The sequence below is a fragment of the Oceanobacillus rekensis genome (genome assembly GCF_002153375.1).
In the GTDB taxonomy this organism is placed as follows: Bacteria; Bacillota; Bacilli; order Bacillales; family Amphibacillaceae; genus Oceanobacillus; species Oceanobacillus rekensis.
In genome coordinates this window covers 164,341-191,340 of sequence record NZ_MTBQ01000006.1, presented here as the reverse complement: position 1 = coordinate 191,340, position 27,000 = coordinate 164,341, and the positions used below count along the sequence as shown (strand labels likewise).

Annotated in this window: 29 protein-coding genes; 15 read left to right on the top strand and 14 right to left on the bottom strand. The window is 38.1% G+C overall.

The features are described from left to right. Genes BV906_RS15245 through BV906_RS15230 form a run of 4 tightly spaced genes read right to left on the bottom strand, consistent with a single transcriptional unit; the run spans position 1 to position 4,900 of the window. Positions 1-1,452, bottom strand: a complete 1,452-nt coding sequence (locus BV906_RS15245; protein WP_087974485.1) for an ABC transporter ATP-binding protein — start codon at positions 1,450-1,452, stop codon at positions 1-3. A gap of 16 nt (positions 1,453-1,468) precedes the next feature. Next, positions 1,469-2,305, bottom strand: a complete 837-nt coding sequence (locus BV906_RS15240) for an ABC transporter permease (RefSeq protein ID WP_087974484.1) — start codon at positions 2,303-2,305, stop codon at positions 1,469-1,471. Beyond that, positions 2,305-3,294: an ABC transporter permease gene (locus BV906_RS15235; RefSeq protein WP_245844205.1), complete on the bottom strand. Its 990-nt coding sequence runs from the start codon at positions 3,292-3,294 to the stop codon at positions 2,305-2,307. The genes BV906_RS15240 and BV906_RS15235 overlap by 1 nt, the downstream gene beginning before the upstream one ends. Before the next feature lie 16 nt (positions 3,295-3,310). After that, positions 3,311-4,900, bottom strand: a complete 1,590-nt coding sequence (locus BV906_RS15230) for an ABC transporter substrate-binding protein (RefSeq protein WP_087974557.1) — start codon at positions 4,898-4,900, stop codon at positions 3,311-3,313. Positions 4,901-5,063: 163 nt separating this feature from the next. Here BV906_RS15230 and BV906_RS15225 point away from each other — a divergent pair, with 163 nt between their 5' ends. Then, entirely contained in the window at positions 5,064-5,621 is a 558-nt protein-coding gene (locus BV906_RS15225; RefSeq protein ID WP_087974483.1) for a M15 family metallopeptidase, read from the top strand. Positions 5,622-5,779: 158 nt separating this feature from the next. Next, complete coding sequence (locus BV906_RS15220; RefSeq protein WP_087974482.1) at positions 5,780-6,757, top strand: ring-cleaving dioxygenase; 978 nt, start codon at positions 5,780-5,782, stop codon at positions 6,755-6,757. Between the two features lie 168 nt (positions 6,758-6,925). On the opposite strand, the gene ytzI is transcribed toward BV906_RS15220, so the two are convergent. Then, on the bottom strand, positions 6,926-7,099 hold the full coding sequence (ytzI, locus tag BV906_RS15215) for a YtzI protein (RefSeq protein WP_087974481.1): 174 nt from the start codon (positions 7,097-7,099) through the stop codon (positions 6,926-6,928). 398 nt (positions 7,100-7,497) lie between these two features. Between ytzI and ehuB the strand changes: the two genes are divergently transcribed. The 4 genes from ehuB (at position 7,498) to ehuA (ending at position 10,695) form a co-directional block, all read left to right on the top strand. After that, positions 7,498-8,397 (top strand): ectoine/hydroxyectoine ABC transporter substrate-binding protein EhuB, encoded by a 900-nt coding sequence (gene ehuB, locus BV906_RS15210; RefSeq protein ID WP_087974480.1) that lies wholly within the window; start codon positions 7,498-7,500, stop codon positions 8,395-8,397. Positions 8,398-8,544: 147 nt separating this feature from the next. Continuing rightward, the gene (locus BV906_RS15205; protein ID WP_087974556.1) at positions 8,545-9,204 is read left to right on the top strand and encodes an amino acid ABC transporter permease; all 660 of its coding nucleotides are present in this window, start codon (positions 8,545-8,547) and stop codon (positions 9,202-9,204) included. A 1-nt stretch (position 9,205) separates the two neighbouring features. Beyond that, positions 9,206-9,907, top strand: a complete 702-nt coding sequence (ehuD, locus tag BV906_RS15200; RefSeq protein WP_087974479.1) for an ectoine/hydroxyectoine ABC transporter permease subunit EhuD — start codon at positions 9,206-9,208, stop codon at positions 9,905-9,907. Positions 9,908-9,924: 17 nt separating this feature from the next. Then, positions 9,925-10,695 carry an ectoine/hydroxyectoine ABC transporter ATP-binding protein EhuA gene (gene ehuA / locus BV906_RS15195; protein ID WP_087974478.1) on the top strand — a complete coding sequence of 257 codons (771 nt, stop codon included), beginning with the start codon at positions 9,925-9,927 and terminating at the stop codon, positions 10,693-10,695. Positions 10,696-10,853: 158 nt separating this feature from the next. On the opposite strand, the gene murB is transcribed toward ehuA, so the two are convergent. The 4 genes from murB to BV906_RS15175 form a co-directional block, all read right to left on the bottom strand. Continuing rightward, positions 10,854-11,777, bottom strand: coding sequence for a UDP-N-acetylmuramate dehydrogenase (murB, locus tag BV906_RS15190; protein WP_425435201.1), 924 nt, complete (start codon positions 11,775-11,777; stop codon positions 10,854-10,856). A 116-nt stretch (positions 11,778-11,893) separates the two neighbouring features. Further along, positions 11,894-12,703 carry an alpha/beta fold hydrolase gene (locus BV906_RS15185; protein ID WP_245844199.1) on the bottom strand — a complete coding sequence of 270 codons (810 nt, stop codon included), beginning with the start codon at positions 12,701-12,703 and terminating at the stop codon, positions 11,894-11,896. Between the two features lie 14 nt (positions 12,704-12,717). Then, the gene (locus tag BV906_RS15180) at positions 12,718-13,098 is read right to left on the bottom strand and encodes a YbaN family protein (RefSeq protein WP_087974476.1); all 381 of its coding nucleotides are present in this window, start codon (positions 13,096-13,098) and stop codon (positions 12,718-12,720) included. Positions 13,099-13,201: 103 nt separating this feature from the next. Continuing rightward, positions 13,202-14,002, bottom strand: a complete 801-nt coding sequence (locus tag BV906_RS15175; RefSeq protein WP_087974475.1) for a histidinol-phosphatase HisJ family protein — start codon at positions 14,000-14,002, stop codon at positions 13,202-13,204. A 140-nt stretch (positions 14,003-14,142) separates the two neighbouring features. Here BV906_RS15175 and hisZ point away from each other — a divergent pair, with 140 nt between their 5' ends. From hisZ to hisC, 9 genes are read left to right on the top strand one after another with little or no spacing between them, the layout of a single operon-like run. Further along, the gene (hisZ, locus tag BV906_RS15170; protein ID WP_087974474.1) at positions 14,143-15,393 is read left to right on the top strand and encodes an ATP phosphoribosyltransferase regulatory subunit; all 1,251 of its coding nucleotides are present in this window, start codon (positions 14,143-14,145) and stop codon (positions 15,391-15,393) included. Then, positions 15,394-16,020 carry an ATP phosphoribosyltransferase gene (gene hisG / locus BV906_RS15165; RefSeq protein ID WP_087974473.1) on the top strand — a complete coding sequence of 209 codons (627 nt, stop codon included), beginning with the start codon at positions 15,394-15,396 and terminating at the stop codon, positions 16,018-16,020. 6 nt (positions 16,021-16,026) lie between these two features. Beyond that, positions 16,027-17,313 carry a histidinol dehydrogenase gene (hisD, locus tag BV906_RS15160; protein ID WP_087974472.1) on the top strand — a complete coding sequence of 429 codons (1,287 nt, stop codon included), beginning with the start codon at positions 16,027-16,029 and terminating at the stop codon, positions 17,311-17,313. After that, a complete protein-coding gene (gene hisB, locus BV906_RS15155) occupies positions 17,306-17,890 on the top strand; it encodes an imidazoleglycerol-phosphate dehydratase HisB (RefSeq protein WP_087974471.1) in 585 nt (194 codons plus the stop codon). Before hisD ends, hisB begins: the two co-directional genes overlap by 8 nt. Before the next feature lie 18 nt (positions 17,891-17,908). Continuing rightward, on the top strand, positions 17,909-18,514 hold the full coding sequence (gene hisH, locus BV906_RS15150) for an imidazole glycerol phosphate synthase subunit HisH (RefSeq protein WP_087974470.1): 606 nt from the start codon (positions 17,909-17,911) through the stop codon (positions 18,512-18,514). Next, on the top strand, positions 18,511-19,233 hold the full coding sequence (gene hisA, locus BV906_RS15145) for a 1-(5-phosphoribosyl)-5-[(5-phosphoribosylamino)methylideneamino]imidazole-4-carboxamide isomerase (protein WP_087974469.1): 723 nt from the start codon (positions 18,511-18,513) through the stop codon (positions 19,231-19,233). The genes hisH and hisA overlap by 4 nt, the downstream gene beginning before the upstream one ends. Next, positions 19,223-19,984 carry an imidazole glycerol phosphate synthase subunit HisF gene (hisF, locus tag BV906_RS15140; RefSeq protein ID WP_087974554.1) on the top strand — a complete coding sequence of 254 codons (762 nt, stop codon included), beginning with the start codon at positions 19,223-19,225 and terminating at the stop codon, positions 19,982-19,984. The genes hisA and hisF overlap by 11 nt, the downstream gene beginning before the upstream one ends. Beyond that, positions 19,984-20,625 (top strand): bifunctional phosphoribosyl-AMP cyclohydrolase/phosphoribosyl-ATP diphosphatase HisIE, encoded by a 642-nt coding sequence (gene hisIE / locus BV906_RS15135; protein ID WP_087974468.1) that lies wholly within the window; start codon positions 19,984-19,986, stop codon positions 20,623-20,625. Before hisF ends, hisIE begins: the two co-directional genes overlap by 1 nt. Next, entirely contained in the window at positions 20,618-21,673 is a 1,056-nt protein-coding gene (gene hisC, locus BV906_RS15130) for a histidinol-phosphate transaminase (protein WP_087974467.1), read from the top strand. Before hisIE ends, hisC begins: the two co-directional genes overlap by 8 nt. A 336-nt stretch (positions 21,674-22,009) precedes the next feature. Here hisC and BV906_RS15125 read toward each other — a convergent pair whose 3' ends face one another. The 5 genes from BV906_RS15125 to BV906_RS15105 all read right to left on the bottom strand — a co-directional run bounded on the left by BV906_RS15125 (position 22,010) and on the right by BV906_RS15105 (position 26,930). Continuing rightward, the gene (locus tag BV906_RS15125; RefSeq protein WP_087974466.1) at positions 22,010-22,723 is read right to left on the bottom strand and encodes a SurA N-terminal domain-containing protein; all 714 of its coding nucleotides are present in this window, start codon (positions 22,721-22,723) and stop codon (positions 22,010-22,012) included. A gap of 253 nt (positions 22,724-22,976) precedes the next feature. Then, positions 22,977-23,933 carry a siderophore ABC transporter substrate-binding protein gene (locus BV906_RS15120; protein WP_087974465.1) on the bottom strand — a complete coding sequence of 319 codons (957 nt, stop codon included), beginning with the start codon at positions 23,931-23,933 and terminating at the stop codon, positions 22,977-22,979. Between the two features lie 354 nt (positions 23,934-24,287). Next, positions 24,288-25,043, bottom strand: coding sequence for an iron ABC transporter ATP-binding protein (locus BV906_RS15115; protein ID WP_087974464.1), 756 nt, complete (start codon positions 25,041-25,043; stop codon positions 24,288-24,290). Continuing rightward, positions 25,037-25,987, bottom strand: coding sequence for an iron chelate uptake ABC transporter family permease subunit (locus BV906_RS15110; RefSeq protein WP_087974463.1), 951 nt, complete (start codon positions 25,985-25,987; stop codon positions 25,037-25,039). The genes BV906_RS15115 and BV906_RS15110 overlap by 7 nt, the downstream gene beginning before the upstream one ends. Continuing rightward, on the bottom strand, positions 25,977-26,930 hold the full coding sequence (locus tag BV906_RS15105; RefSeq protein WP_087974462.1) for an ABC transporter permease: 954 nt from the start codon (positions 26,928-26,930) through the stop codon (positions 25,977-25,979). Before BV906_RS15105 ends, BV906_RS15110 begins: the two co-directional genes overlap by 11 nt. Positions 26,931-27,000 lie beyond the last annotated feature (70 nt).

The following is a 27,000-nucleotide window of genomic DNA, read 5'->3' as shown; positions in this document are numbered from 1 at the left end:
TTACACGTTCGCAATGTCATTAAAATTAATGATTCGATTACAAACCCTTTTTAGCAGCTGATGGTCATGACTGATTGCAAGAATGCCAATATCTCTTTCCCTTGCCAACCGTAAAATAGTCTTCCATAAATTTGCCTGTGTGATTGTATCAAGCATTGTGGTCATCTCATCAGCAATAATATATTTCACATTTTCATGGAGTGCACGGGCAATGCAAAAGCGCTGTAATTCGCCTCCTGATAACTCACTCGGCCAGCGTGTTAACCATTCACGGTTGATACCTAACTCCATGAGTAAATTTTCATCTGACATACCGCCCTCAGCCAGTACCTTTTCCATTTGCCACCTTGGATTGATCGTCTTCTCGGGATGTTGCCAAACTAACTGCACTGGGTGCACCATCGAACGGAAATTACGCTTACCATTCACTGTTACCATTCCTTTTTTAGGTTTTAAATAACCTGCAATAATTTGAGCCATTGTTGATTTTCCAGATCCGCTATATCCATGTAAGCCTACTACTTCACCAGGATTGACGGTTAGTTCGAGATCTTTAAAAAGATAATTTCCACCTCTGTAATGATAACTTATTCCCTCAACCTCTAGCCCAATATTTTCACTGGCTTTGGATGTTGGGACCTTATTAACATTTAATCCGGGAATAAACTCATTTTGTGGCATGGCTTCCCAAAGCTTTTTAGTATATGGATGTTTTAATTCTTCTCCCTTACCCGTAAAATCCGCCGCTTGTGCTATTTCAACAATTTCACCGCCATTAAATATAGCTACTCGGTCGGCAATCTTTAATGCTGTTTCAATGTCATGAGTAATAAACATAATTCCTTTTCCATCCAAAGCCAGTTGTTTAATATATCCAATCGTCTCATGAAGTACAGTCGGATCCAACCCAGGTGTCGGTTCATCAGCTATAATTAAATCAGCATCACTGATCATAGCAGTTGTTGCAAGCACCCTTCTTGCCATCCCACCTGATAATTCAAAGGGGTATTTTTTGCCTGTATGGATTGGTAATCCTACCTTACTAAAAATAGCTTGTTGGATCTCTTTTTTATCACCATTTCGAATTACGGATTGTACTTGCTTTCCAGTCTTCATTATTGGATCCAATGCATTAACAGATTGTGGAATAAGCGAAATTTCCTTCCCACGTATTTGCTCAAGCAATTCCTGCGTGAGCATCACACCTTTATAATTCAACGTTCCATCCAACAGAGCATGTTCCGGAAGTATACCTAAAATAGCATTTGCCAATAAACTCTTCCCCGAGCCACTCGCGCCTACAACAGCAACAATTTCCCCTTCATGAATCGTCATATTTAAATTACGGATGACTTGCAATTTAGTTTCACGTAAACCTTTTTTATACTGGCGAAAGGAGAGCGAAAAATCTTTCACTTCCAGCAGTGGTTCCTTATCTAATATATTTCCCAACTAGCAGCACCTCTCCTTACGCTTTCTGTCCATGAAATGGATCGATCAATTTCTTTAAGTTCCTTCCCAATAAATCAAATAAAGCTACCATTAATAATAATGAAAGACCGGGAAAGAATGCTAACCACCACATTCCCGTTGACAGATAACGCATCGATTCAGATAAAATAACCCCAATCGCAGGCTGTTCCGTTGATAAGCCAAAACCAAGAAATGTAATGGCTGATTCATGCAAAATAGCATGTGGGAATAATAAAATAAATCCGACGAAAAGCTGTGGAATTAAATGTGGCAATAGATGATGTAACGCAATCCACCGCCTTGATTTTCCTAATCGATGGGATACGCCTACATATTCTGCTGATTTAATTTGAAGCATTTCAGCTCTGAGTAAGCGCGTTAGGCTTGGCCAGTGTGTAAAAGCAAGGCCAATAACGACACCTTTAAATCCACCACCAAACGCAAAGGAAATCAATATTAATAGTACAATATGTGGAACACTCAGGAATAAATCAATAAGCCATGTAACCATACTATCGATTCGTTTATTCCAAGAAGCAAGTAAACTTAATAGTAATGCAATCCCAGCACTTAAAAATGCTGCAAGTAATCCAACACCCATGCTTAATGTAAGACCCTTTAATGTACGTGCAAGCATATCCCTTCCAAGCCAATCTGTGCCAAAAAGATGACTTACGGAAGGAGCACTATTTTTCATATCCAAATTCACAGTAAGCTTGTCTGCATTAATTAAAAATCCACTGATAACCATTCCAAATAAAAAGAGAATCGCTACGATAATCATTGCTATTGTCCGCTGCCTAAGGTTCAACATTCGCTTTCTTTCCCCCATTAGATTTCACCCTTTCTAATGCGAGGATCAATGATTTTATATAACAGATCCGCAATTAGGTTTCCTGCGAACACAAAAATTGTACTAAATAATACAATTCCCAATAATAAGGGTATATCGCCCCCAAGTCCTGCTTGAACGACAGCCTGTCCGAGTCCAGGATATGAAAATACTTGTTCCGCTAAAACAGCTCCCCCAAACAGTTCACCAAAGGAGGCAAAATGCACTGAAATTGCTGGAAGTGAAATATTCCGTAAACCATGGTTCCATAATAGGGAGAGCCCATGTTCCCCTTTCGCTCTTGCAAACCGGACATAGTCACTCTCAAGCACTTCAATCAGCTTCTGTCTAGTATGGAGTGCAACATTTGCAACACCGACAATACTTAATGTCAATGCAGGCAATGCCAAGTGTCGTAATTTCTCCAGAATTGAAACATCTTCCGCTAGTACGCCAGCTGGTGATCCAAGTCCGATTGGAAACCAACCAAGCCAGACTGAAAACAACATAAGGAATAATAACCCGAGCCAAAATGCAGGAGTTGATGCAAGCGTAAAGCAATAACCCTTTATCAAACGGTCAACCCATGTTCCTTCTTTCATACCAGCAATAATTCCTAATAAAAAGCCAAACAGGCCTGAGAGTACCCAGGCCAAACCCATTAATGCTAAAGAAGCCAGGAAACGCTCAAGTATTGTTTCAGTAACAGAGCTGCGATATAACAAGGAAGTACCTAGGTCTCCCTGCAGTACATTCTTCCCCCAGTTTAAAAATTGTTCTACTTTTGGTTCGTTTAATCCCCAATAGCGTGCAATTTCTTCGCGCTGTTCCGGGCTTACCCTTGTCATATCTGCGCCGATATAGGATTGTACTGGATCAACTGGCGAGTAACTAATCAAGGTAAAGGAAAGGATACTAACTGCGATTAATAATGTTGCCAGTTTAATTGATTTTCTAATGATGAATATTGCTAATTGTTTATATCGCAATGTTTAACCTCTTTCTCTATTGCCAATGCCACTGCTCAATAAAGTCTGTAATCGGCCATCCATGCCCATGTGGTTGAATTTTTTGTTCACCTATTTCCAGGTTTGCATTAACAAAATATAGGTGATTTAGATTAACCAGCCATGCCCATGGTGCATCACCCAAGCTTGAGAATCCTGTTTCACCGTCCCATTGTGCTTTTTTCCAATATTTATTTGCTTCCTCTTCTGAGGTCGCTCGTATTGCTTGTTTCAAATAGTCGTCAACAACAGGATTCGCGTAGTAATTGGCATTATAATAGCCTATTCCCCTTGTCTCGCTACTGTAAAGATTGTAAATTTCTAAAGGGTCGTGACTTCCCCATCCCATCATAACCGGATTGGAATACATCAAATTCTCTAATTCATTCCAGCTTTTTCCTTCTGTCTTAACCTGAATCCCAAGCGGTTTCATTAGTTCAGCAAATGTTATAGATAATGATTGACGAATTTGATCGCCCGCAGGATATAATAATGTAAATTCGGCTGGTAACCCATCTTTTTCACGCACACCGGATTCATTTTCCAGCCAGCCGGATTCTTCCAATATCTGTTTCGCCTTTTCTGGATCATTATCTTCTATAACTGTATCTTCATTCCACCATGGCATATTATCTGCAACAGAATATGCTGGTGTTCCAAAACCTTCCAGCACCCCATCAACTAAAGTTTGACGATCCACACCAATATTTATTGCTTTACGTATGGCTTTATCTGCTGTAACATCGTTTCCGATTGGAGCACCATCAGCAGTTTCTTCACCTTCTGCTACATAAGGAAACATAATACCTCTATTATCAACACTCTCCAATTCTATAAGCTCCATTCCTTCTACCTCTTCGTTCGCAAATGCGGGTGGTACCGAGGCTACATCCACTTCACCTGCTTTTGCTGCTGCAAATGCAGCATCCTCTGATAAAAATAAGAATGTGAGCTTACTAAAATTGGGTTTCTCACCATAATAATTGGGATTCTCTTCTACAATCACTTGCTGCCCCTTATCCCATTGTACTAACTGATACGGACCAGAACCGACTGGATTTTCATTATACGTATCATCATATACATGCTTTGGTACTATTCCAGTTGAGACCAGCAAATAAATAAATGTTGATTCCGGTTCTTTTAACGTGAACTCTACTGTATCATTATCAATACTTTTCACTTCTTCTAAATTATTAAGGTCAATGATAGAACCACTTGTTTTTGCTGTTTCAAATGTAAACTTAACATCCTCAGCTGTAAGCGGCTCTTCATCTGAGAATCTCACATCATCCCGGAGATCGATTGTCCATGTTAACCCATCATCACTCAAGGAATAACTAGTAGCTAAATCATTTACGATATTAAAATCTTTATCATATGTAAATAATGTACTTTGAAAAAGGGGTGATCCATAACGTCCCCATCCTGTTGTGGGATCAAATCCATTATCAGGTTCTCCCCCTATCGCAAGGATCAGCTCATCTGTTTCTTGATCTGATTCATTTTCTGTTGTTCCCGAACAAGCTCCCAAAATAAATACAAGTAATCCTAAAATAATCCATAAAAACTTTTCTCTTTGCTTCATATTATATTCCCTTTCTATCGATGCATATGCTAATTCATTCATTTTAAATCCTTTGGAATGATACTGCAACAGAATGCTTCATCTTTCTCTTCCTACACGTGCGCGGACTCCTTCTAAAATGTTATGATGAACGTATATCCAATTTAAAGGAGTAAGCTATTCTATGAAAGGTTCCACCGGCACATTAGTAATATGGATCATTTTGATTATATTTCTGGTCATACTATTCTTTCTATATAACCAGCTGGAAGATGAAGACTATTTACATTTAGGGACGAATGCTCCAATGCCTACAGAACTCCATCCCATCGTAGAAGAAAGAAAAAATATTCTAGTTGAACAAGTTTCCGATATTAACATTAACATCGTTATTACAGAAGAGATACGTACGTTTGAAGAGCAAGATCAATTATATGAACAAGGAAGAACGACTGACGGTAATATTGTAACAAATGCTAGAGGCGGTGAATCATATCATAACTATGGATTGGCGATTGATTATGCCCTGGAAAACGAAGCAGCCAAAATCATCTGGGACGTCCAATATGATGGCAATAATAACGGAAAGTCTGATTGGTTTGAAGTTGCTGACATTGCAAAGGAGTTAGGCTTTGAATGGGGTGGAGACTTTAGAAACTTTAGAGATTATCCCCACTTACAAATGACCTTTGACTTGAGTCTTCGCCAACTCCAAAGTGGTATTCGCCCTTCCTCTCAGTGAAAAGATAGCATTATAATTTCAAGTTACAACTTGGACAATACACCTAATTAAGTCTATAATCAATTTATATTTAATTAAAGAGGATGTTCAAAAATACACCTTTGGTATCGTTAAAATACACAATTAAAAGGTGTTTGATATTTTTAGGAGGAAAACTCATGGAAATAATAGGTATTCATCATGTATCTGCTATTACAAAAAACGCGAAAGATAATTTCCATTTTTATACAGAAGTCCTTGGTATGCGACTTGTTAAAAAAACGGTAAATCAGGACGATACATCAATGTATCACTTGTTTTATGCGGATGAAGCAGGGAATCCGGGTACCGATTTGACATTCTTTGAAATACCTAATGCAGGAGCCACACATCCAGGAGTTGGTAGCATATCATCAACTTCGCTACGTGTTCCGGATAACAAAGCATTGGAATATTGGCAGGAACGTTTAACCAACCATAATGTAGATCACGATGGTATTACAATGCAAGGAGAACGTAAAGTAATTCATTTCCGCGATCCAGAACAACAACGGTTGACACTCGTTTCTGATGAGAACAATAGTGGAGTTGCAGGTGGGAAGGTTTGGGATCGTAGTCCTGTTCCCATAGATAAAGGAATTATTGGCCTTGGACCTTCGAAATTAACTGTGCGTAAGCCTGAACCAACCGTGAACATATTAACTAAACTTTTGACATTCAAGCAGGTGGGCAGTTATCCCTCTGACATTGCTAATCAACCCGATATTCTTGTATTCTCAACTGGCGATGGTGGAACAGGTGCAGAGGTTCATCTGGAAGAAAGAAAAGACCTTCCTCAGGAGAGACCTGGACGCGGAAGTGTTCATCATGTGGCATTTCGTGTCAAAGATAGGGAAGAATTAACAAAATGGAAAGATCGCCTGGAAGAAATTCAACTGCCAAATTCCGGTATGGTAGACCGTTTTTACTTTAGATCCTTATATTTTAGAGATCCAAATGGAATAATGTTTGAACTTGCAACAGATGGCCCTGGTTTTGTAACCGATGAAGAATTTGAAGATCTCGGAGAATCCTTGGCACTACCTCCATACTTAGAAGGACAGCGCAAGAAAATTGAAGCAATCATCGAACCATTGGAGACAAAAAGATCGCACTAATAAAAAGTGCGATCTTTTTATCCAGGTAGGAAGGGATAAACTTTCTAATCTGCATAAATCCTACGGAGACTTCTCCGCCCATGCGCGGGGGTTTTGTCCCTAGTTTCCTATCGCCAAATCTGTGGCGCGGATCTCACCTTCCAAAAATTAGGTAGGATTACCTAACTGTTATTCTTGCTTTTTATTATCTCCATTTTCAATATCTTCCTCTTTATCGTTATCTGGTAATGAATCGACGGAATGCTTGTATCCGTAACCTTTTGACAAAGTAACAAGTGAAAGTGCGACAACCATTCCTACAAAAACCAATGATACTATGCCTACAGTTAAATAAGTCCCCATTAATTAAAACCCCACTTTGCTTCATCTATATGGATTATTCTTTATATATAGATTAAACCACAACTTCTACCTTTTCAATCGTTTTTAAATTCTCGTCATACTTCCTACACTGAATTTGGTGTATCCAAGAGCATTCGGCAATATTTCGGATTATCTTTCTGTTTCTTCGAGTCTATGTAGTTTAAACAAGGAATATGGAGGTAAATTGCAAGTTATCAAAAGATACAGAACTTGAAGGAAAATTTAAAATTCTATAACATTATCTTATGAATGTTGGAACCTTAATTCTTTCATTCTTTTTTTTCAGGCAATATACGGTGATATATACCTAGTAAAAAGTCACCAATAGAGAGAATTATAGTTTACACGCACTACAATACAAAGGGAGGTCTTTAGTTTTGAAAAAATTATTAATTACATTATTTTTCGCATCCATGCTCGTACTTCTAGCTGCTTGTGGATCTGACGAGGGTGATTCAAACGCTGAATCAGAATCCAGTGAAAGCGATAGCAAACTCGAAGAATTACAGGAAGCAGGTTCCGTTACGATTGGTTTTGCCAATGAAGAACCATATGCATATGAGAGAGATGGGGAACTGAAAGGGGCTTCGGTAGATATTGCACAAGCAGTATTTGCAGAGCTTGGTATTGAGGAAATGAATTCTCAACTGGCTGACTTCGGTCAATTAATCCCCGGTGTACAGGCAGGACAATTTGATGTTGTTACTGCTGGTATGGCGATTAATCCGGATCGTTGCGAAAATGCAGCATTCAGTGAACCAACGATGCAATATGGGGAAGGACTTATCGTTGAAGCTGGAAATCCACAAGGGTTAGAAAGCTATGAAGACATAGCAAATAATCCGGATGTATCAGTAATCGTTATGGAAGGTGCTACAGAAATTGAATTCTTGAAATCAGAAGGTGTTAGTGAGGATCAAATTCAAACCGCACCAGATATTCCAGCAACATTCTCTGCCGTACAATCTGGTCGTGCCGATGCGACAACAGGTACGGAAATGACAGTTAAGATGGCGTTAGAGTCAGCTAATACCGATGAGTTGGAATTCGTTGAATCATTTGAACAACCAGATATTCAGGGAGTGCCAAGTTTTGGTGCAGCAGCATTCAGTCTTGAAAATACCGAATTACGTGACGCTTACAACGAGAAACTAGCAGAATTGAAAGAAGACGGAACAATTTCTGAACTATTAGAAGCTAACGGTTTCAGTGGAGAAAGCAACTTTGTCCCTGTTGATACAATAACAACAGAACAAATTTGTAATGGTGAAGCGTAAACACTGAAATATTAACCATGAAATGATGACTCCATAGGGTTCGGTTCCCTCACCCAGGGGACTGACCCTATTTTTTTCAAGGTTAGAGAAATGATGCCTTACATAAACATTATATATAAACAATAAATTAATGAAGGAGTGATTACGATTAATGCGATAATTGAGATTGTACCACAACTCTCTAGGGGTCTGGGCATTACAATAAGTGTACTTCTTGCCTCAGCGGTCTTTGCTTATCTAATGGCATTTATTGCTGGATTATGCCGTCTTTCCAAAAACATTTTCATTCGAAAATTCACCGGTTTTTATGTTGAAGTATTTCGTGGAACCTCCTTAATTGTTCAGTTATTTTGGCTTTTCTACGCCGTCCCGATGCTCTTTGGAATAGAACTCGGTTCCAATTGGTGGATTGGTGTCATTGCAATCGGATTGAATTATGGTGCATACCTTTCAGAAGTTGTCCGTGGCTCGATTCTATCTGTAGCAAAAGGCCAAACGGAAGCTGCAACAGCTCTCAACATGTCAAGTTTTCAGCGGATGAGACTGATTATTTTCCCTCAAGCAGTACGTATGATGCTGCCTGAGTTCGGTAATTATACGATTCAAATATTAAAAGGTACGTCCTTAGTCTCCTTAATCGGTATGAACGACATCTTATATCATGGAGATATTATAAGAAGTTCCAATCTCTCACAAGCACCACTTGTCTATTTCCTAGTACTTGTTTTCTACTTTATCATTGCACTTCCATTGATTTGGTTAACAAGAAAAGGAGAAAGCATTTCCAAGAAAGGAGTTGCTAGCTAAAATGAATTCTACGTATTGGAGTTGGGATACATTTCTGGATGCCTTACCATTTGTCTTGCAAGGTTTAGGCTACACGGTTGGACTGACGATTGCATCCTATTTATTTGCTCTTCTATTTGGTTTTGTCTGGACATTCTTGCGCAGATTGCCAAATAAGGTATTTCACTTTGTTGTTACATGGATCATGGAATTCATTCGCTCGACACCTCCCCTCGTTCAGTTGTTTTTTATTTATTACGCATGGCCTATGATACCAGGGATTGGGGTAACCTTAAGCCCATTCACAAGTGCAGTAATCGGCCTAGGGATTCATTTCAGTACATATATAGGGGAAATCTATCGTTCTGGTATTGAAAGTGTTGATAAGGGTCAATGGGAAGCATCTAGAGCATTGAATTTTACGACAATTGATAAATGGAAAAAGGTCATTTTACCACAAGCATTACCACCCACTATTCCCATGCTTGGAAACTACTTTATTATTATGTTTAAAGAGGTGCCACTTGCATCAATAATAGGTGTCGCTGGTATAATGCTAATGGCTAACAGTTACGGCGCACAAAACTGGGCATACCTGGAGCCATTAACAATCGTTGGGATCATATTCTTATTACTAAGCTATCCATCTGCAGTCCTAATTAGAAAGTTAGAAATAAAAATGAATACGCGCTTTGACAAGAATGCGACTATAAAAGGTAATTAAAAAGGAGCAGTGATGTAATGACTGAACCAATAGTAAAATTTCAGGATGTTCATAAATCCTTTGGCGATACACAAGTCTTGAAAGGAATCAATTTGGATATTAATTCAGCAGAAAAAGTAGCAGTTATTGGACCAAGTGGTTCTGGGAAGACAACGATTATTCGGATGCTGATGACATTGGAAGAACCCACGTCTGGTGATATTATCGTTGGTGGTACCAACCTATGGAAAATGGAAAAGAAAGGTCAAATGGTTCGAGCAAATGAAAAACATTTAAGGGAAATACGTGGGGATATCGGCATGGTATTCCAGCACTTTAATCTTTTCCCACATATGACAATATTGGAAAACTGTATGACTGCACCAATTCATGTAAAAAAAGAAGCCAAGGAAGAAGTACGTGACCGTTCCATTCAGATGCTCGACAGGGTTGGACTAGGTGATAAACTAAATAACTATCCAAGTCAGCTTTCGGGTGGTCAAAAACAACGTGTTGCAATGGCTCGTGCATTGGTTATGCGCCCTAAAATTATGTTATTTGATGAAGTAACTTCTGCACTTGATCCAGAATTAGTTGGAGAAGTTCTTGAGGTCATCCGTGATATCGCCAAAAACGATGACATGGCAATGGTTCTTGTTACACATGAAATGGACTTTGCTCTGGATATAGCTGATAAGGTTCTGTTCCTTGATGAAGGTGTCATTGCTGAGCAAGGAACAGCAAGCCAAGTTATTGAACATTCGACAAATGAACGCTTGCAAGAATTCTTGCATCGGTTTAGGAAATAATTTTTGTTGCTTCACTTTCCCATGATGGGAGTGCATTTAGCTTATGCTTTTCCGCGAATTCGTGACTTTATTCCGCGCATATCATCTTTATTCCGCGTTTAGCAAAAATACGCTGTGGACACTCACGAAGAGTGTTCACAGCGTATTCGTTATTCTGCCTAATCTTCACCAATTATCTTAACTTCTCGCTCCAGATTGATATCAAATCGCTCTTTTACAGTATCTTGCACAAAATGAATGAGAGCAATGTATTCCTTTGCTGTCGCATTGTCTCTATTAACAATAAAGCCTGCATGTTTAAGCGACACCTGTGCACCACCAATCTGTTTACCTTGAAGCTCACTATCCTGGATCAATTTCCCAGCAAAATAGCCTGGCGGACGTTTAAACACACTTCCACAGGAGGGGTATTCAAGTGGCTGCTTTGTTTCACGGCGATTGGTCAAATCATCCATGATTCCCTTAATTGCATCATAATCCCCATGCTCGAGTGTGAAAGTCGCTTCCAGAACAATATAGCCATTATCAGGTATGTTACTCGTACGATAATCCAAATCCAACTGATCGGCAGTCAACGTTAGAATCTCACCTTCACGGTTAACTACGACAGTGCTTTTGAGAACATCTTTAATCTCGCCGCCATATGCACCAGCATTCATGAATAGGGCTCCACCAACAGATCCTGGTATTCCACAAGCAAATTCCAAGCCGGCAAGCTTCTCTTTCAGAGCTTCTCGGGAAACATCAATGATTCGCGCCCCGCTACCGGCAATCATCGTATTACCGACCGTCTTTATATCTGCGAGCTTTTGCAGATTCATTACAATCCCACGAATACCGCCATCTTTGACAATTAGGTTTGAACCATTTCCAAGCATGGTAAAAGCAATATTTTCTCGATTGGCTAATTTTATAATATCTTGTACTTGGTTGTAAGTCTCAGGTGTTACATAAAAATCGGCTTTCCCACCTAAACGAGTATACGTATGATCTTTTAAGAGCTCATTCATCATCACATTACTCTTCGCAGTTATCTGTATTAATTTATCGTACATATGATGATTCGTTAACACGCATATCATTCCTTTTAAAAAGTTATTCAAGTAGTAGTTGTCAAAAAGTTGCACAGATAGTGAAAAAAATCACCTAAATTTGGATGGTGATTTCTTTATCATTAATCTTTATCTATTGTAAGTTATTACCCATCATCTTGCCACAAAAAAGAATGTATCATTTTATCTACTTCTTTATTTTCATGTAATGCACTATGACCCAATTTTTCATTTTCAATCATAATCTCATGAAAGTTCCCTGACGGTATAATCATTCGTAATGCCTGCACACTTTTTGGGGTTGCGACCACATCTCCTGTACTCCCTATATTTAATACATCGATATCTGAAGGAAATGTACCTTCTCTCAACAGTTGAAGTGCAAGTGAGTCAGGTTTTAAATCTATTGCCGCTGGATCCCTGTGAAGCCTGAAATATTCTTCACTGTAAATTCCATCAAAAGGACTGCCGATAGTAATTAATTTATTTACTTTAGGATAATCGTTTCCTGCACTCTCAGTCGCATATTTCAAGGCTATTATACCACCCATGGAATGTCCTACTATATTTACGGACTCCATTTGATATTTTTCCTTCATATGATGAAGAACAGATGAAACCCATTCTGTACTATCCGCAAAATTTGCTCGGTTATTTTCAAGGATGATTTGAACAAAGGTTGGAGCATTCCTCCCTCTATTCAAATTATAATCACGTATTCTACCTTCTTTGGAAACGTAATAAACCAAGCCTTTATTTCCCCATCCATATTTTTTCTCGAAACGATGGAGCATTGATCCAAATGAATTCACTGTTCCTTTATAACCATGGATAAATACAGTTGGCTCCCCATAGTAAAATTCAGATTTCGTCTTATTTGGCATGTATAGGACGCCGACGACCCCAAAGACGAGCATAGATGTTGTCACCATAGTTATAATATGTTTGTTTCCCAAGAAGCAACCCTCATTTATACCGTTTTTTGCAAAGTTTTTTGTTTAAGAATAAACCATGTGAAATAAGAACCTGTTAAAAATAACAGTACTTTCACAATCAGTAAAGGTATGACAAATATGATTGTATAAAGCAAGGAAATCCATAATAAGGTTACCCCGATAATTTTAGCTTTCAATGGAATCCCTTTACCATTCCTATAGTTTAAAATATAGGAACCAAAATATTTATTCGTTATCAACCATGTATATAGTTTTTCAGAACTCCGAACATAACATGCCGCTGCCAACAGTAGCAGTGGAGTTGTTGGCAATAATGGGAGAAATATCCCTAAAACCCCAAAAAATAAGGAAATCGAACCTATTATAATTAAGAAAAGTTTTTTAATATAATTCATTAAATACACCGGCCTATTTACTAATGTACCATTAGTATACCATTTTGGAACATTTCTTAGAGGTGTAATAATCGAAAGTTCATATAAATTTCTTATTCGTTGGTTATTTTAATAATGTACGTATTGGATGAAATACCGGTTCACCATCTTGATATGTTGCGATATAGTTCAATCCTATCGATTGCAGTAATACCAATGACTCCGTAAATTGATATGCCAGTGTTGTTTCCACATGAGAGTCTGATCCGAGCGTGATAATTTCCCCACCGCATTCTTTATATAGCTTAAGAATATCTGTACTTGGCATACCGCTTTCAAGACCATACCTGAAGCCGGATGTATTTAACTCGATTCCCTTTCCTTCTGGGATGATTTCTTTAAAAATATCCCCTATGATGTCATGAAAGTTCTCTTTACTCTTCTCTTTTGTGTACCGTTTGACAAGATCAATATGCCCCAACACACTAAAATCCTTAAAGTCCTTTATGCATTCATATAGCTCCTGATAATATACCCCATAGGCTTCTTCCACCGTTTTCCCGTTGAAAAATTCCCCGGAGTGTAAATCTTTCCCCTCTGTTGCATGCATGGAACAGATAACAAAGTCGAATGTCTCTTCTTCCATAAACTTTTTATGCTTTGTCGCTAGATGTGGCTGCACCCCAATTTCCACACCCTTTTTGATGTGAATCTGTTGGTCATATTTCTCCTTCATTTCCTTTATTTTCCTATCATATTGATTTAAATCAAACTCAAATATCCAATCTTTATCGGGATAGTCATAATCAATATGCTCCGTAAAGCAAATCTCCTCCAGACCAATGTTAATAGCCTTTTCAATCGTTGTCTCCATAGCAGTATTACAATCGCTTGAAAACTTGCTGTGAATATGATAATCAAACATATTTTATATTCCCCTTCCGGTTGACTTTATTTCGTGATATTATTATAATACTAAATAACTTTACTTAGTTAAAGTGATAAAGCGATAAATTGATAAAGAGTTGTAAAAGGATGAACAACCTCTAAAAAGGAGTTTTATGAATGCAAAGATATGATACCGACACGAACAGAAACAAAAATGTGGAAGACTTTCAAATGCGAGATGAGTTAATTGCTACATTAAAAAATCGCTTTACTACATATGGCTATAGACAAGTACGGACTCAGACATTTGAATACTATGATATGTATTCCGATATTATCGGGACTGTAAATAAAGATGAAATGATCAAAGTCATTGATAATACCGGAGAAGTACTCGTTCTGCGTCCTGATGTTACTATCCCTATCACAAGAATAACAGCAGCAAATCAGAATTCCAATGACTTTAACCAGCGTTTATTTTACGTACTGGATGTATTCCGCCAGGCTGCAGGACTTCCTAATCAGAAAGAAAGCACACAGGCGGGAGTCGAATTTTTCGGTGAAAATACTCCAGAGGCAGACTCAGAAGTAATAATGCTGGCAGTCCATACATTAAAGGATCTCGGTTTCAAGAATTTCAAGATTGAAATTGGCCATGCAGGGTTCTTTAAGGAACTGGTTCAGCAGGCTGCTTTATCCGAGCAGGAATTAGACCATTTGCAAACACTCATTCAATCGAAAAATTTAGCGGAAATTGAACTTCTACTAAACGATTTACCGATTAAGAGGGAATTGAAAGCTGCTATCCAGTCCATTCCAATGTTATATGGCGAACCTGCTACTGTTATCCAGCAAGCAGAAAAAAGTATTTTAAGTAACCAAATGCAACTTGTCCTGCAAAATCTAATCGATGTTTATAAAGTTCTAGAAGATTACGGCGTAGAAGATTATATTGCTTTCAATCTGGGATTAATCAATAATATGAATTATTACTCGGGGGTTATTTTCCAAGGGTTTGTTGATAAAATTGGTCAACCCGTAGTAATGGGTGGCAGATATGACAATCTTGGTAAACAATTCGACAATGCAATGCCTGCTATCGGCTTTGCAATTGAAGTTGACCTCTTGCTGTTGGCTATCGAACAGCAAGGGAGAGCAACCTCTGGAGACCAGGCTATCGATGTCATCGTTTATTATACAAAAGAAAAGCAAAAGGAAGCTTTAACTGCAGCATCCGAACTGCGAAATAGAAACTACCAAGTCTTAACATTTTCTAGGGAGACTAGTAGCTTAAAAGAGCTAACTTCTAGACATATAGTAGTTTATGATACCAAGGAGAATACATTAATCAGTAATGACAAGAAGCAACCATTCTCTAAAATGAATGAGATGACGTCGTTGCTAGAGGATGTAAAGGGGGATTTATAATTGCAATCTATTACACTAGCACTAGCCAAAGGTCGCCCGGCCAAAAGCACGATTGATCTTCTGGAGAAAACAGGGATCCATTTTAAAGATTTTCATGAGAAAAGCAGGAAACTTGTATTCTATAATGATGACCGAACAATTAAACTCATTTTTGTGAAAGCAATCGATGTACCAACATATGTGGATAAAGGTGCAGCCGATATCGGTATTGTTGGTAAAGATAATATACTTGAATCACAGGCTGATGTGTATGAATTGTTAGACTTAGGCATTGGAAAATGTAAGTTTGCTGTAGCAGGAAAAGAGGAGCAAGCACTCGAACAGAGTCGGCATCTAACCATTGCAACTAAATATCCCAATATTGCTAAGAAACACTTTGATAAAAAAGGGCAATCCATTGAAGTCGTGAAACTAAATGGCTCCGTCGAATTGGCACCACTTATTGGTATGGCAGATTATATTGTCGATATCGTCGAGACAGGTAACACGCTTAAAGAAAATGGGCTGACAGTCTTGGAAGATATAGAACAGATCAGCACAAGATTGATTGTGAACAAGGCAAGCTTTGCTACAAAGTCTGCTGAAGTTCAGCAACTAATAAGTCAATTAAAATCCGCTTTGGAGTGATAATAAATGAAAATAGTAACAGCAGAGCAATTTACGAATGAAAGTAAGGATCAGGCTTCTATACTAAATAGTGAACAAGCACTGGATAATGCGGTTTTAGAAATAATCAAACAAGTACGTCTTGATGGTGACAATGCATTATTTCGTTATACAGAAAAATTTGACCGAACAAAATTAAGTTCATTAACCGTCTCAGAAGATGAATTTATAGAAGCAAGAGAATTGGTGGACAGTGAATTTCTTTCGGCGTTGAAACAGGCAAAAGAAAATATCGAATCTTTTCATATAGCACAAGTAGAACAATCCTGGTTTATGAATAAAGGACCAGGAATCATGCTTGGACAAAAGGTCACGCCGTTAGATCGAGTTGGTGTCTATATTCCAGGTGGTAAAGCTGCCTATCCGTCATCCGTTCTCATGGATGTTATCCCAGCCAAGATTGCTGGGGTTGAAGAAATTGTCATTACTACACCTCCACAGGCAAATGGAAAAATTAACCCATATGTACTTGTCGCTGCATCGGAAGTCGGTATTCGTACAATTTACAAAGTTGGGGGCGCACAGGCAATTGCTGCCTTGGCATATGGAACCGAAACGATCAAAAAAGTCGCAAAAATTGTTGGCCCCGGCAATGCCTATGTGGCTCGAGCAAAGAAATGGGTTTACGGCGATGTAGCCATTGATATGATTGCAGGTCCTAGTGAAATTTGCGTCGTAGCAGATGAAACAGCACCACCAAGCTATGTTGCCGCTGATTTACTTTCTCAAGCGGAACATGATGAATCTGCCAGTTCTATTTGTATAACAACAAGCAATACGTTAGCAGAGAAAATTAAATTAGAAGTAGAAAAACAAACTGCCGTACTGGAACGCAAGGAGATTATCGAGCAATCAATCAACCAAAACGGAAAGGTTATTGTCGTTTCTAACTTATCAGAGGCCTTCACAATCGTTAATGAAATTGCACCAGAACATTTACAATTGATGATTGAAAATCCTGGGGAGAATCTGCAGTATATCAAGAATGCAGGTGCGATATTCCTCGGTAATTATTCACCAGAGCCATTGGGTGACTATTTTGCAGGCCCAAATCATACATTACCAACGAATGGAACAGCAAAATTCGCCTCCCCACTCGGTGTCTATGATTTCATCAAGAAATCGAGCATCATCCATTATTCCAAAGAAGCAATTCAAACTGCCGCGGATCCAATAATCACGCTAGCAAATGTAGAAGGATTAACGGCACATGCAAATTCCATTCGAATCAGAAAGGATGAACCAAATGCGTAAAGCGGCAGTAAGCAGACAAACAGGCGAAACAGCAATTGAGCTTGATTTTACAATCGATGGTGACGGAAACTCTTCTATCGAAACAGGGGTTGGATTTTTTGACCATATGTTAACCTTAATGACAAAGCACGGTTTATTTAATCTAGATGTAAAATGTGATGGTGATCTGGAAGTCGATCAGCATCACTCGGTAGAAGACATTGGAATTGCTCTTGGACAGGCATTCAATGAAGCACTAGGTGATAAAAAAGGAATCACTCGATATGCGACGGTGACAACTCCAATGGATGAGGCATTATCAACCATTTCCTTGGATATCAGTGGACGTGCTTATTTTGTTTATCATGTTGAAGGATTAAAAGATAAGGTTGGTAATTTTGATACAGAACTAGTGGAGGAATTTTTCCAAGCCTTTGTGAGCAATGCAAAGGTAACCCTCCATATCAATCTTGAATATGGAAAAAATACGCATCACATGATTGAGTCCATTTTCAAAGGGTTTGGCCGGGTATTGGATCAAGCAACACAGAAAAACCCTCGAATGAAAGGTATTCCTTCAACAAAGGGGAGTCTATAATTAGAAAGGAGAACTTATATGATCGCAATTATCGATTACGGCGCGGGAAATATTAAGAGTTTACAATTTGCACTTGCTAAATTGAAGAAAGATTCTGTCGTGACCAATGATCCTCAAGTAATAAGGGATGCTTCTTCCATTATTCTTCCAGGTGTTGGAGCCTTCAAGGATGCCATGGTTGCCATCAATGAACAGAATTTGGCGGAAGTTATAAAACAGGAAGTCGCAGCCGGAAAGCCTATTCTCGGTATCTGTCTAGGAATGCAACTATTCTATGAAAGAAGTTATGAGGATGGTGACTGGGAAGGTCTTGGTTTACTTAAAGGAAATGCAAGCAAAATTAAAGAGAGTGTCAAGGTTCCACATATGGGTTGGAATACAATTACAAAGCATCAAGAAAATCCAATCACGAGAAATCTGCCAGATGATTTTTATGTTTATTTTGTGCATTCCTATGCAGTTGGGTCACTTGAAGAAGATTCACTTGTCGGCAGTACACAATACGGTGGAGTTGTTCCAGCAATCGTTCAGCAAGGCAATGTAACAGGCATGCAATTTCACCCTGAAAAAAGTGGTGATATTGGAATTAAACTACTACAAAACTATGGGGAGATGATTTCATGATTCTATTTCCAGCAATCGATATTCGCGGCGGGAAATGTGTCCGTCTAACACAAGGAGATTATAATAAAGAGAAAATCTACGGGGATTCACCTACAGCAATGGCTGCACAATGGCAGGGAAAAGGAGCGGAATTTATACATACGGTAGATCTTGACGGTGCTAAAACAGGGGATTCACTGAACCTTGATGCCATTAAGGAGATTGCCGCAAATACTAAAATTCCTGTACAGGTTGGTGGCGGAATCCGTTCACTGGATATTATAGAAGATTACCTATCTGCTGGTGTTTCACGCGTTATCATTGGGACAGCCGCCATTAACAACAAGCAATTTTTAAAAGAATCATTAGAAAAGTATGGTTCGAAAATTGCAGTTTCCATTGATGCCCGGAATGGCTACGTTGCAACAGATGGTTGGACAGAAACAAGTACAGTAAAAGCAATTGACCTAGTAGAAGAATTAGAAGCACTTGGAGTGGAGACGATTGTTTACACCGACATCCTAAAAGATGGAATGATGCAAGGACCAAACTTTGAAGAGCTCGCAACCATCAATAACGCTACAACAATGGATGTTATTGCATCTGGTGGGGTTTCAACAAAAGAAGACATTAGTAAACTTACTGCTCTTCAAATGTACGGAGCAATTATCGGCAAAGCCTTGTATGATGGAACATTGAAATTTGAAGAGTTAATAGATGGTGATCAATATGTTGGCTAAGCGAATTGTCCCTTGTTTAGATGTTGATAAAGGCCGTGTAGTAAAAGGGAAGAAGTTTCAGAATATCCAGGATGTTGCTGATCCTGTTGATTTAGCAAAACGATACAATGAAGCAGGTGCAGATGAACTTGTATTCTATGACATTACTGCATCAAATGAAGAACGAGATATTTTCCTCGATGTTGTAGAGAAAGTTGCAAAGGAAATCGCTATCCCCTTTACAGTTGGTGGAGGAATCCGCACGGTGGAAGATATTCATAAGGTACTCCGGTCTGGCGCAGATAAAGTATCGATTAATAGTGCAGCAGTAGCCAATCCCCAGCTTATCAAAGATGCTGCTCTCAAGTTTGGCAGTCAATGCATTGTATTATCTATTGATGCAAAAGAAGTAGCACCAAACAAATGGAATGTTTTTACGAACGGTGGACGTAACGATACTGGAATTGACGCCGTTGAATGGGCTAAACGCGGTGAACAACTTGGCGCCGGTGAACTTGTTATTAATGCAATGGATTCAGATGGTGAAAAAGATGGATATAATCTTGCATTGACTAAATTAATAGCTGAAACAGTGAATATTCCCGTTGTTGCAAGCGGTGGAGCGGGGAATAAAGAACATTTCAGCTCGGTATTAAAGGAAGGCGCCGACGCAGCACTTGCAGCTTCTGTCTTTCATTACAATGAGATAAAAATACCAGAATTAAAGAAATATCTACAGGAAGAAGACATCATTGTCAGGAGGGACAACTAATGGAAATAAATATCGAAAATCTACAATTTAATGAAGATGGACTAATCCCTGCAATTGTACAAGATGCTAACACAGGAAACGTCTTAACTTTAGCATATATGAATCAGGACGCTTTACTAAAAACAATCCAAACAAATGAAACATGGTTCTTCTCAAGAAAGCGGCAGGAACTTTGGAACAAAGGCGAAACATCTGGGAATAAGCAAAAAGTTAAAAAAGTAACCTTCGACTGTGATGCAGATGCACTCTTAGTACAAGTTGAGCCAGTAGGCCCAGCTTGCCACACAGGCGAAGAAACCTGCTTCCATAACGAACTATATACAAATGAAGTACCATCCCATGATATCGTCTACCAAGTTATGACAAGAATCAAAGATCGCCACCTTAATCCGGTTGATGGTGCATATACTTCTTATCTTTTTGAAAAAGGAATCGATAAAATTCTGAAAAAGGTTGGGGAAGAAACAACGGAGGTAGTCATTGGTGCGAAAAATAACGATAAACAAGAAACGACTAGTGAAATTTCCGACCTTACTTATCACACACTTGTATTAATGGAGATTATGGGAATTTCCCTAACAGATGTTAAAAATGAATTAATGAAAAGACATATAAAAAAGGAAGGTCAAAACCGTGAGTAAGTTTTGGAGTGAGGCTGCAAAGCGGTGCGAACCTTATGTGCCGGGGGAACAAATAAACAGAACAGATATTATCAAGTTGAATACGAATGAAAATCCGTATCCACCTTCCCAAATGGTAACAAAGGCAATTGTAGAGGGAACAAATCGAGGTTTGAATCTCTACCCTTCACCAACTGCTGATCAGCTGAAGGAAGAAATTGCTGCATTTAATGATTTGTCAAAAGACAATATTTTCGTCGGGAACGGCTCTGACGAAATATTGGCTCTTGCCTTTATGGCATTTTTTGATACAAACAGGAAGATAAAATATCCAAACATATCTTACAGTTTTTATCCTGTATATGCCAAACTTTTCAATATCCAGGCAGAACTGGTACCGCTTAACGATGATTTCACCATCCCTATTGAAAACTTCTTCCATTCTGAGGGTGGAGTTATCTTTCCAAATCCGAACGCACCTACAAGCATCTATTTAGGAATTGAAGCTGTAAAGGAAATCTTAGAAAATAACCCAAATCAAGTTGTCATTGTTGATGAAGCATATATTGACTTTGCATCCGATTCAGCTGTTTCCTTAGTAGACTCTTATGAAAATTTACTTGTTATCCAGACCATGTCCAAATCAAGATCACTAGCAGGGCTTCGAGTAGGATTTGCTTTAGGCCAACCAGAGCTTATTGAAGGACTGACACGTATCAAAGATTCTTTTAACTCCTATACACTTGATAGGTTGGCAATTACAGGAGCAATTGCTGCCGTAAAAGATGTGACTTACTTTAATGAGACAAGAGAAAAAATCATCCAAACGAGAGAATGGACGATAACAGAAATGAAAAGAAGAGGATTTTCTGTATTGCCTTCACAAGCAAATTTCATCTTTACAACACACCCTGAACAAAATGCCAGCCAATTGTATACCACTTTAAAAGAAAAAGGTATTTTGGTAAGGCATTTCAAGCAAAAATCCGTAGAGGACTATATTCGTATTACGATTGGCACGGATGAACAAATGAAGGAATTCTTTAAAGTCCTGGATGTTATCATATAAGTCCTATTATATAAAAGGCTGTTTACTAAAAGATTTATTGCTATTATCACAAAAACTATAAACCGCGAAGACTTAGTCTTATTTACTAGATGTGTGCTATTGCTGTCGTCCGGGATCGCTCCGGGCGGATGCGCACCTTAGGGCCTCAGCCCGAAGAGAAAACCACTCTGTGGGGGTCTTCTGGCTGAGGCCGCAGGAGTCACCACCCAGAGCGGTCGCCGAAGTTTCTTACCTTATATGCAGTTTTTTAAACTCTGCGATGCTAAAAGTCAAAATCATAAATCAAAGTACCATTTGAAAAGAGCATCGCCCTGGTATAGGCGATGCTCTTTTGGATTATAAGACAGTTTCTATCTCGGCGCCTTCTTTCAATTCTTCCACTTTGGCACGTAACTGCTCGCTTTGTTTTTCGTTTACAAGTATTTCTCTGATTTGTTCTTCCACTTCTTCTAATTCACCGATTTCCTCATTTTGCTCTTTCAATTGATCATAGTATTCCTGTATCTCTTCATCAGAGACTGTAGCATCAAATTCTTCTACATACTGAATCGTGAGCAAATCATCCATAAGCTGCTTTTTGAAATCTTCTTCTGTCATATTATACTGCTCAAGTAATGCAGCAAAGTCCTCTTCATTACCAGACTCTTTAATCGTATTCAATTCTTCTTGAGCTTCCTCTTCCGTAACTTCGATGCCCTTCGCTTCTGCATCCTGTTTAACTAGTGCTTGGTCAATTAGAATATCAACAGTTTGGTTTTTTATCATATTCAAATCACTTACATCTTGCCCATATTGATACATTGTTGATTTTACTTGACTGTAAATTGGGTTATAGTCAGTTCCATTAATTTCTTCTCCATTAACAATTGCTACGGAAGTGTCTTCTGCAAGCTTTTCCTCTTCGGTTATCTCTAGTTCCTGTTGCGCTTGTTCGGATGTAGTAGCTTCAGATTTTTTTTCACTTTCCTCTGTATCAGTGTCATCGTTACCGCAAGCAGCCAATGTGATCGCCACGGTAATTGTTATTAATAGCATTAAAAGCTTGTTCATGCATCTCCCTCATTTCTATTAAGTCTTCCTTCATTCAACCATAAACTCACATTCGATAGCAAGCCTAACAGCGAATCCACTTTCCAGGTCGACACACTGTCATGTAGACGTTTAGAGAGTATATTTACAATTGAATAACAAATGTAAAGGTTTTTTACTAACTTTTGCCGATAATTTATATAATAACGCAAAAGGCAATCAGCTTATGTGCTGATTGCCTTTTGGTAATAACCGATCGCTTCTGCTTTTGGCTTTATTCTAAACTTTCGTCAATTTCATTGATCATTTCTGAAACAGATATTAGTCCACCGCCAGAAAGATACCAGAAATCCGGATCCAAATAAATAATATTATCATTTTTATATGCTTTTGTGTTTTCAACTAGTTCATTTTCTACTAATTGTTTTGCAGAAGTATCTCCACCAACAGCTGCACTTCTATCTACTACATATAGTAGGTCAGGATCCTGCTCCATCACATATTCGAATGTTACATTCATCCCATGTGTTGACGCTTCAATCGAATCATCAACTGCCGGGACACCGAACACATCATGAATTAACCCAAAACGTGAACTTGGTCCATATGCACTGATTTTGTCATCATTTGCCAAAATAATAAGTGCGTTTCCCTCTGTAGTAGTTGCCTTTTCGTTAACTGCTGCAATGGATTCTTCAATTGCTGCCAATTCTGCATCAATCTCATCCTGAGCATCGTAAATTTCCCCAACAACTGACATATTTTCTTCAAATGTTTCCATATAATTGGCAGGATCTACACCAAGATGGATAGTTGGTGCAATTTCTGAAAGCTGATCATATAAAGGTGCCTGGCGATCAGAAATGATAATGACATCCGGGTTAATTTCTGAAATTTTTTCAAAGTCAGGTTCTTTTAGACTTCCAATATTTTCATACTCATCACTTGCATATTTTTCCAAATAAGCCGGAATGGTTCCTGATTGGGCAACCCCTGCAACTTCAACACCGATTTTATCCAATGTATCCAAAATACCAAAATCAAAGACAACAACATTTTCAGGATTCTTAGGAACTTCTGTTTCTCCAAGATCATGGGACACTGTAACAGTTTCATTTGACTCTGTATCTTCTCCTGCGTTTGTACCCTCATCGCTGTTATCATCTGATCCACAAGCAGCAATAAATAAAACCAATAGACTCATGGTGAGCATTAGCCAAAGTTTTTTCATAGTGATTACTCCCTTTTGTTAAAATTTATTATTAAAAATAACGAATGTTGTATAATTATGCATCAAATTCCGAACTACTATTCTTCAAACAAATGAGCAGCAATATTTTCAGCAAATGGGCTGTTCTATTTATTTTTTCCCGTCACATGTTGAGCGCTCAAAACATGCAGGATTTTATATTTGTTTTTTTTAAGCATAATCATTTACCAAATCATTTGAATAAGGTAAACTAGGGTTGTGTATCGCTCCTATAATGGCTGGTCAAATAACCAGTCCATTATAAGGGGCTTTTTTTTGCTTTCATTTTGTTGAACCTTAGCATTCTTTTATCTACATAATCACACAACATCGTTACTAGAAATAAACGCAAATACGTCTGTTATCAATTTCCTTGATGTCAATGTCCATATCATAGATATCTTTAAGCACACATTTATCAATGACATCACATGTGCGTCCCTGTTTGACAATCTTTCCATCTTTCAGGGCTACGATTTGGTCTGAGTAGCATGAAGCAAAGTTAATATCATGAATAACAAGTAGAATGGTTTTACCCATTTCATTAACCAGCTTACGCAATGTTTTCATAATCTGTACAGAATGGCGCATATCAAGGTTATTCAACGGCTCATCAAGTAAAATATACTCGGTGTCCTGAGCGATAACCATTGCAATATGTGCACGCTGACGTTGGCCGCCACTTAATTCATCCAAATATTTATCCTGTATGTCACGAAGTTCCATATAATCAATTGCTTCATCAATTTTCTCGTTATCCTCTTTCTTTAACTTACCTTGAGAATAAGGAAAACGTCCAAACGATACCAGTTCACGGATCGTTAATTTCAGATTGATTGCATTGGATTGTTTCAAAATAGAAATTTTCTTAGCTAGTTCATTATTTTTAGTATGCATAATATCCTGGCCATCAATTGTAATGGCACCATTATCTTTTGCTATTAGACGGCTAATCATGGAGATTAACGTACTTTTACCTGCACCATTTGGACCGATAAAAGAAGTAATAGTTCCTTTTGTAATTTCAAGGGAGACATCTTCAATTACGTTCTTTTTATTATATGATTTAAACACATTTTTCAAATCTACCATTTTTTATTCTCCTTTAACAAAAGATATATAAAGTACACGCCACCGACAAAGTTAATAATAACGCTGATTGTTGTATCAAATGTGAAAACTTTCTCTACAATGAATTGACCACCCAGCAGAGCAATCAAGCCTATAAAAATAGAGCTAAGTATAATATAAAAATGACGATAGGTCTTCATAAATTCATAAGCAAGGTTTACAACCAACAGACCAAGGAAAGTAATAGGACCGATCAGGGCTGTTGATACAGAGATTAATATTGCAACGATAATCAATAACCGTTTAACAACATAATCATATGGAACACCTAGGTTTATTGCCTCATCTTTCCCCAACGCTATGACATCCAAATATTTATAAAACCGAAAGAAATAGATCTTGACTGCTGCGATAATAATAATCGATAGATAAACCAAATCTGTATTTACATTGTTGATACTGGCAAACATCTGATCCTGTGCAACCATAAATTCGTTAGGGTCAATAAGTACCTGCATGAAATCTGTAAAACTTCCGAAGAATGTACCAAGTATCATCCCAATGAGAAGCAGGAAATAGATATTGTTCTTTTCACCTTTGAATAGAAAACGATATAAAAATAATGAAAATATGATCATAGCCCCAATTGATATAAGATAATTAATTTCACTAATCATCATGACAAGCGAATTAGCACCGAAAATAAAGATAATAAAGGTTTGAATCAGCATATAAAGGGAATCTAACCCAAGCACACTTGGTGTCAAAATCCTATTATTGGTAATTGTCATAAAAACAACTGTTGCAAACGCGATAGCCCCACCTGTGATGACAATGGCTACTACCTTAATTATTCTTCTTGGTAAGATATAGTCAATATTTCCGCTTAAATCATAAAAGATGTATAACAATGCTAGTAATAATGCGATTACGGCAAGGATAATTGTTTTCTTTTTATAACCCATATTTTTTTCTCCTTAATAATAGATAGATGAAGATTCCACTACCTATAACCCCAACGGTCAAGCTGATTGGAATTTCATAAGGATAAATAATAACTCTGCCGATAATATCGCAAAACAGTACAAATACTGCACCTAGCAATGCCGTATGTAACAATGACTTCTTCAAGTGGTCTCCCTGATAGATCGTCACAATGTTTGGTATGATCAGCCCAAGAAATGGAATAACACCAACAGATAGCACTACTGATGCAGTAACCAATGCACTGATAATCAATCCAAGATTGACTACTTGGCGATAATTAAGACCAAGGTTTTTCGAGAAATCTTCTCCCATACCCGCAATTGTAAATTTATCGGCATAAATATATGCCAAAATCAGGATGGGAACACTTACAAACATTAATTCATAATTTCCACTCATAATCATCGAGAAATCACCTTGCATCCAAGATGACATATTCTGGATAAGGTCATTCTGATATGCAAAAAAAGTAGAAATCGAACCGATAATATTCCCGAACATCAAACCAATTAAAGGAATAAATATGGCATCCTTAAATTTAATTTTCTCAAGGATTTTCATAAAGATAAATGTACCCAACAATGCAAAAACAAATGATACAAGCATTTTTTGTAACGGGCTGGCTGCAGTGAAAACCATCATGGAAACAAGAATTCCAAGCCTTGCAGCATCCAAAGTACCTGCAGTAGTTGGGGATACAAACTTATTCCGAGTTAATTGCTGCATAATCAAACCTACAATACTCATACTCATACCTGCAATAATGATGCTGAACAGACGTGGAATTCTACTTACGAGTAATACTTGTTGTTGTGCTTCAGTTAAATTAAATAAGTCCAGTGGTGATACATTAGAAACACCTATAAAAACAGATGCAAATGAAAAAACCACTAATGCTATAACTAAATACCTTATCTTCATAGACTGCCCTTCTCTACAATAAGCGCTGAGTTGTTGCTTAACAAAAAGAAAATCAGCGTCCTTCCTGTAT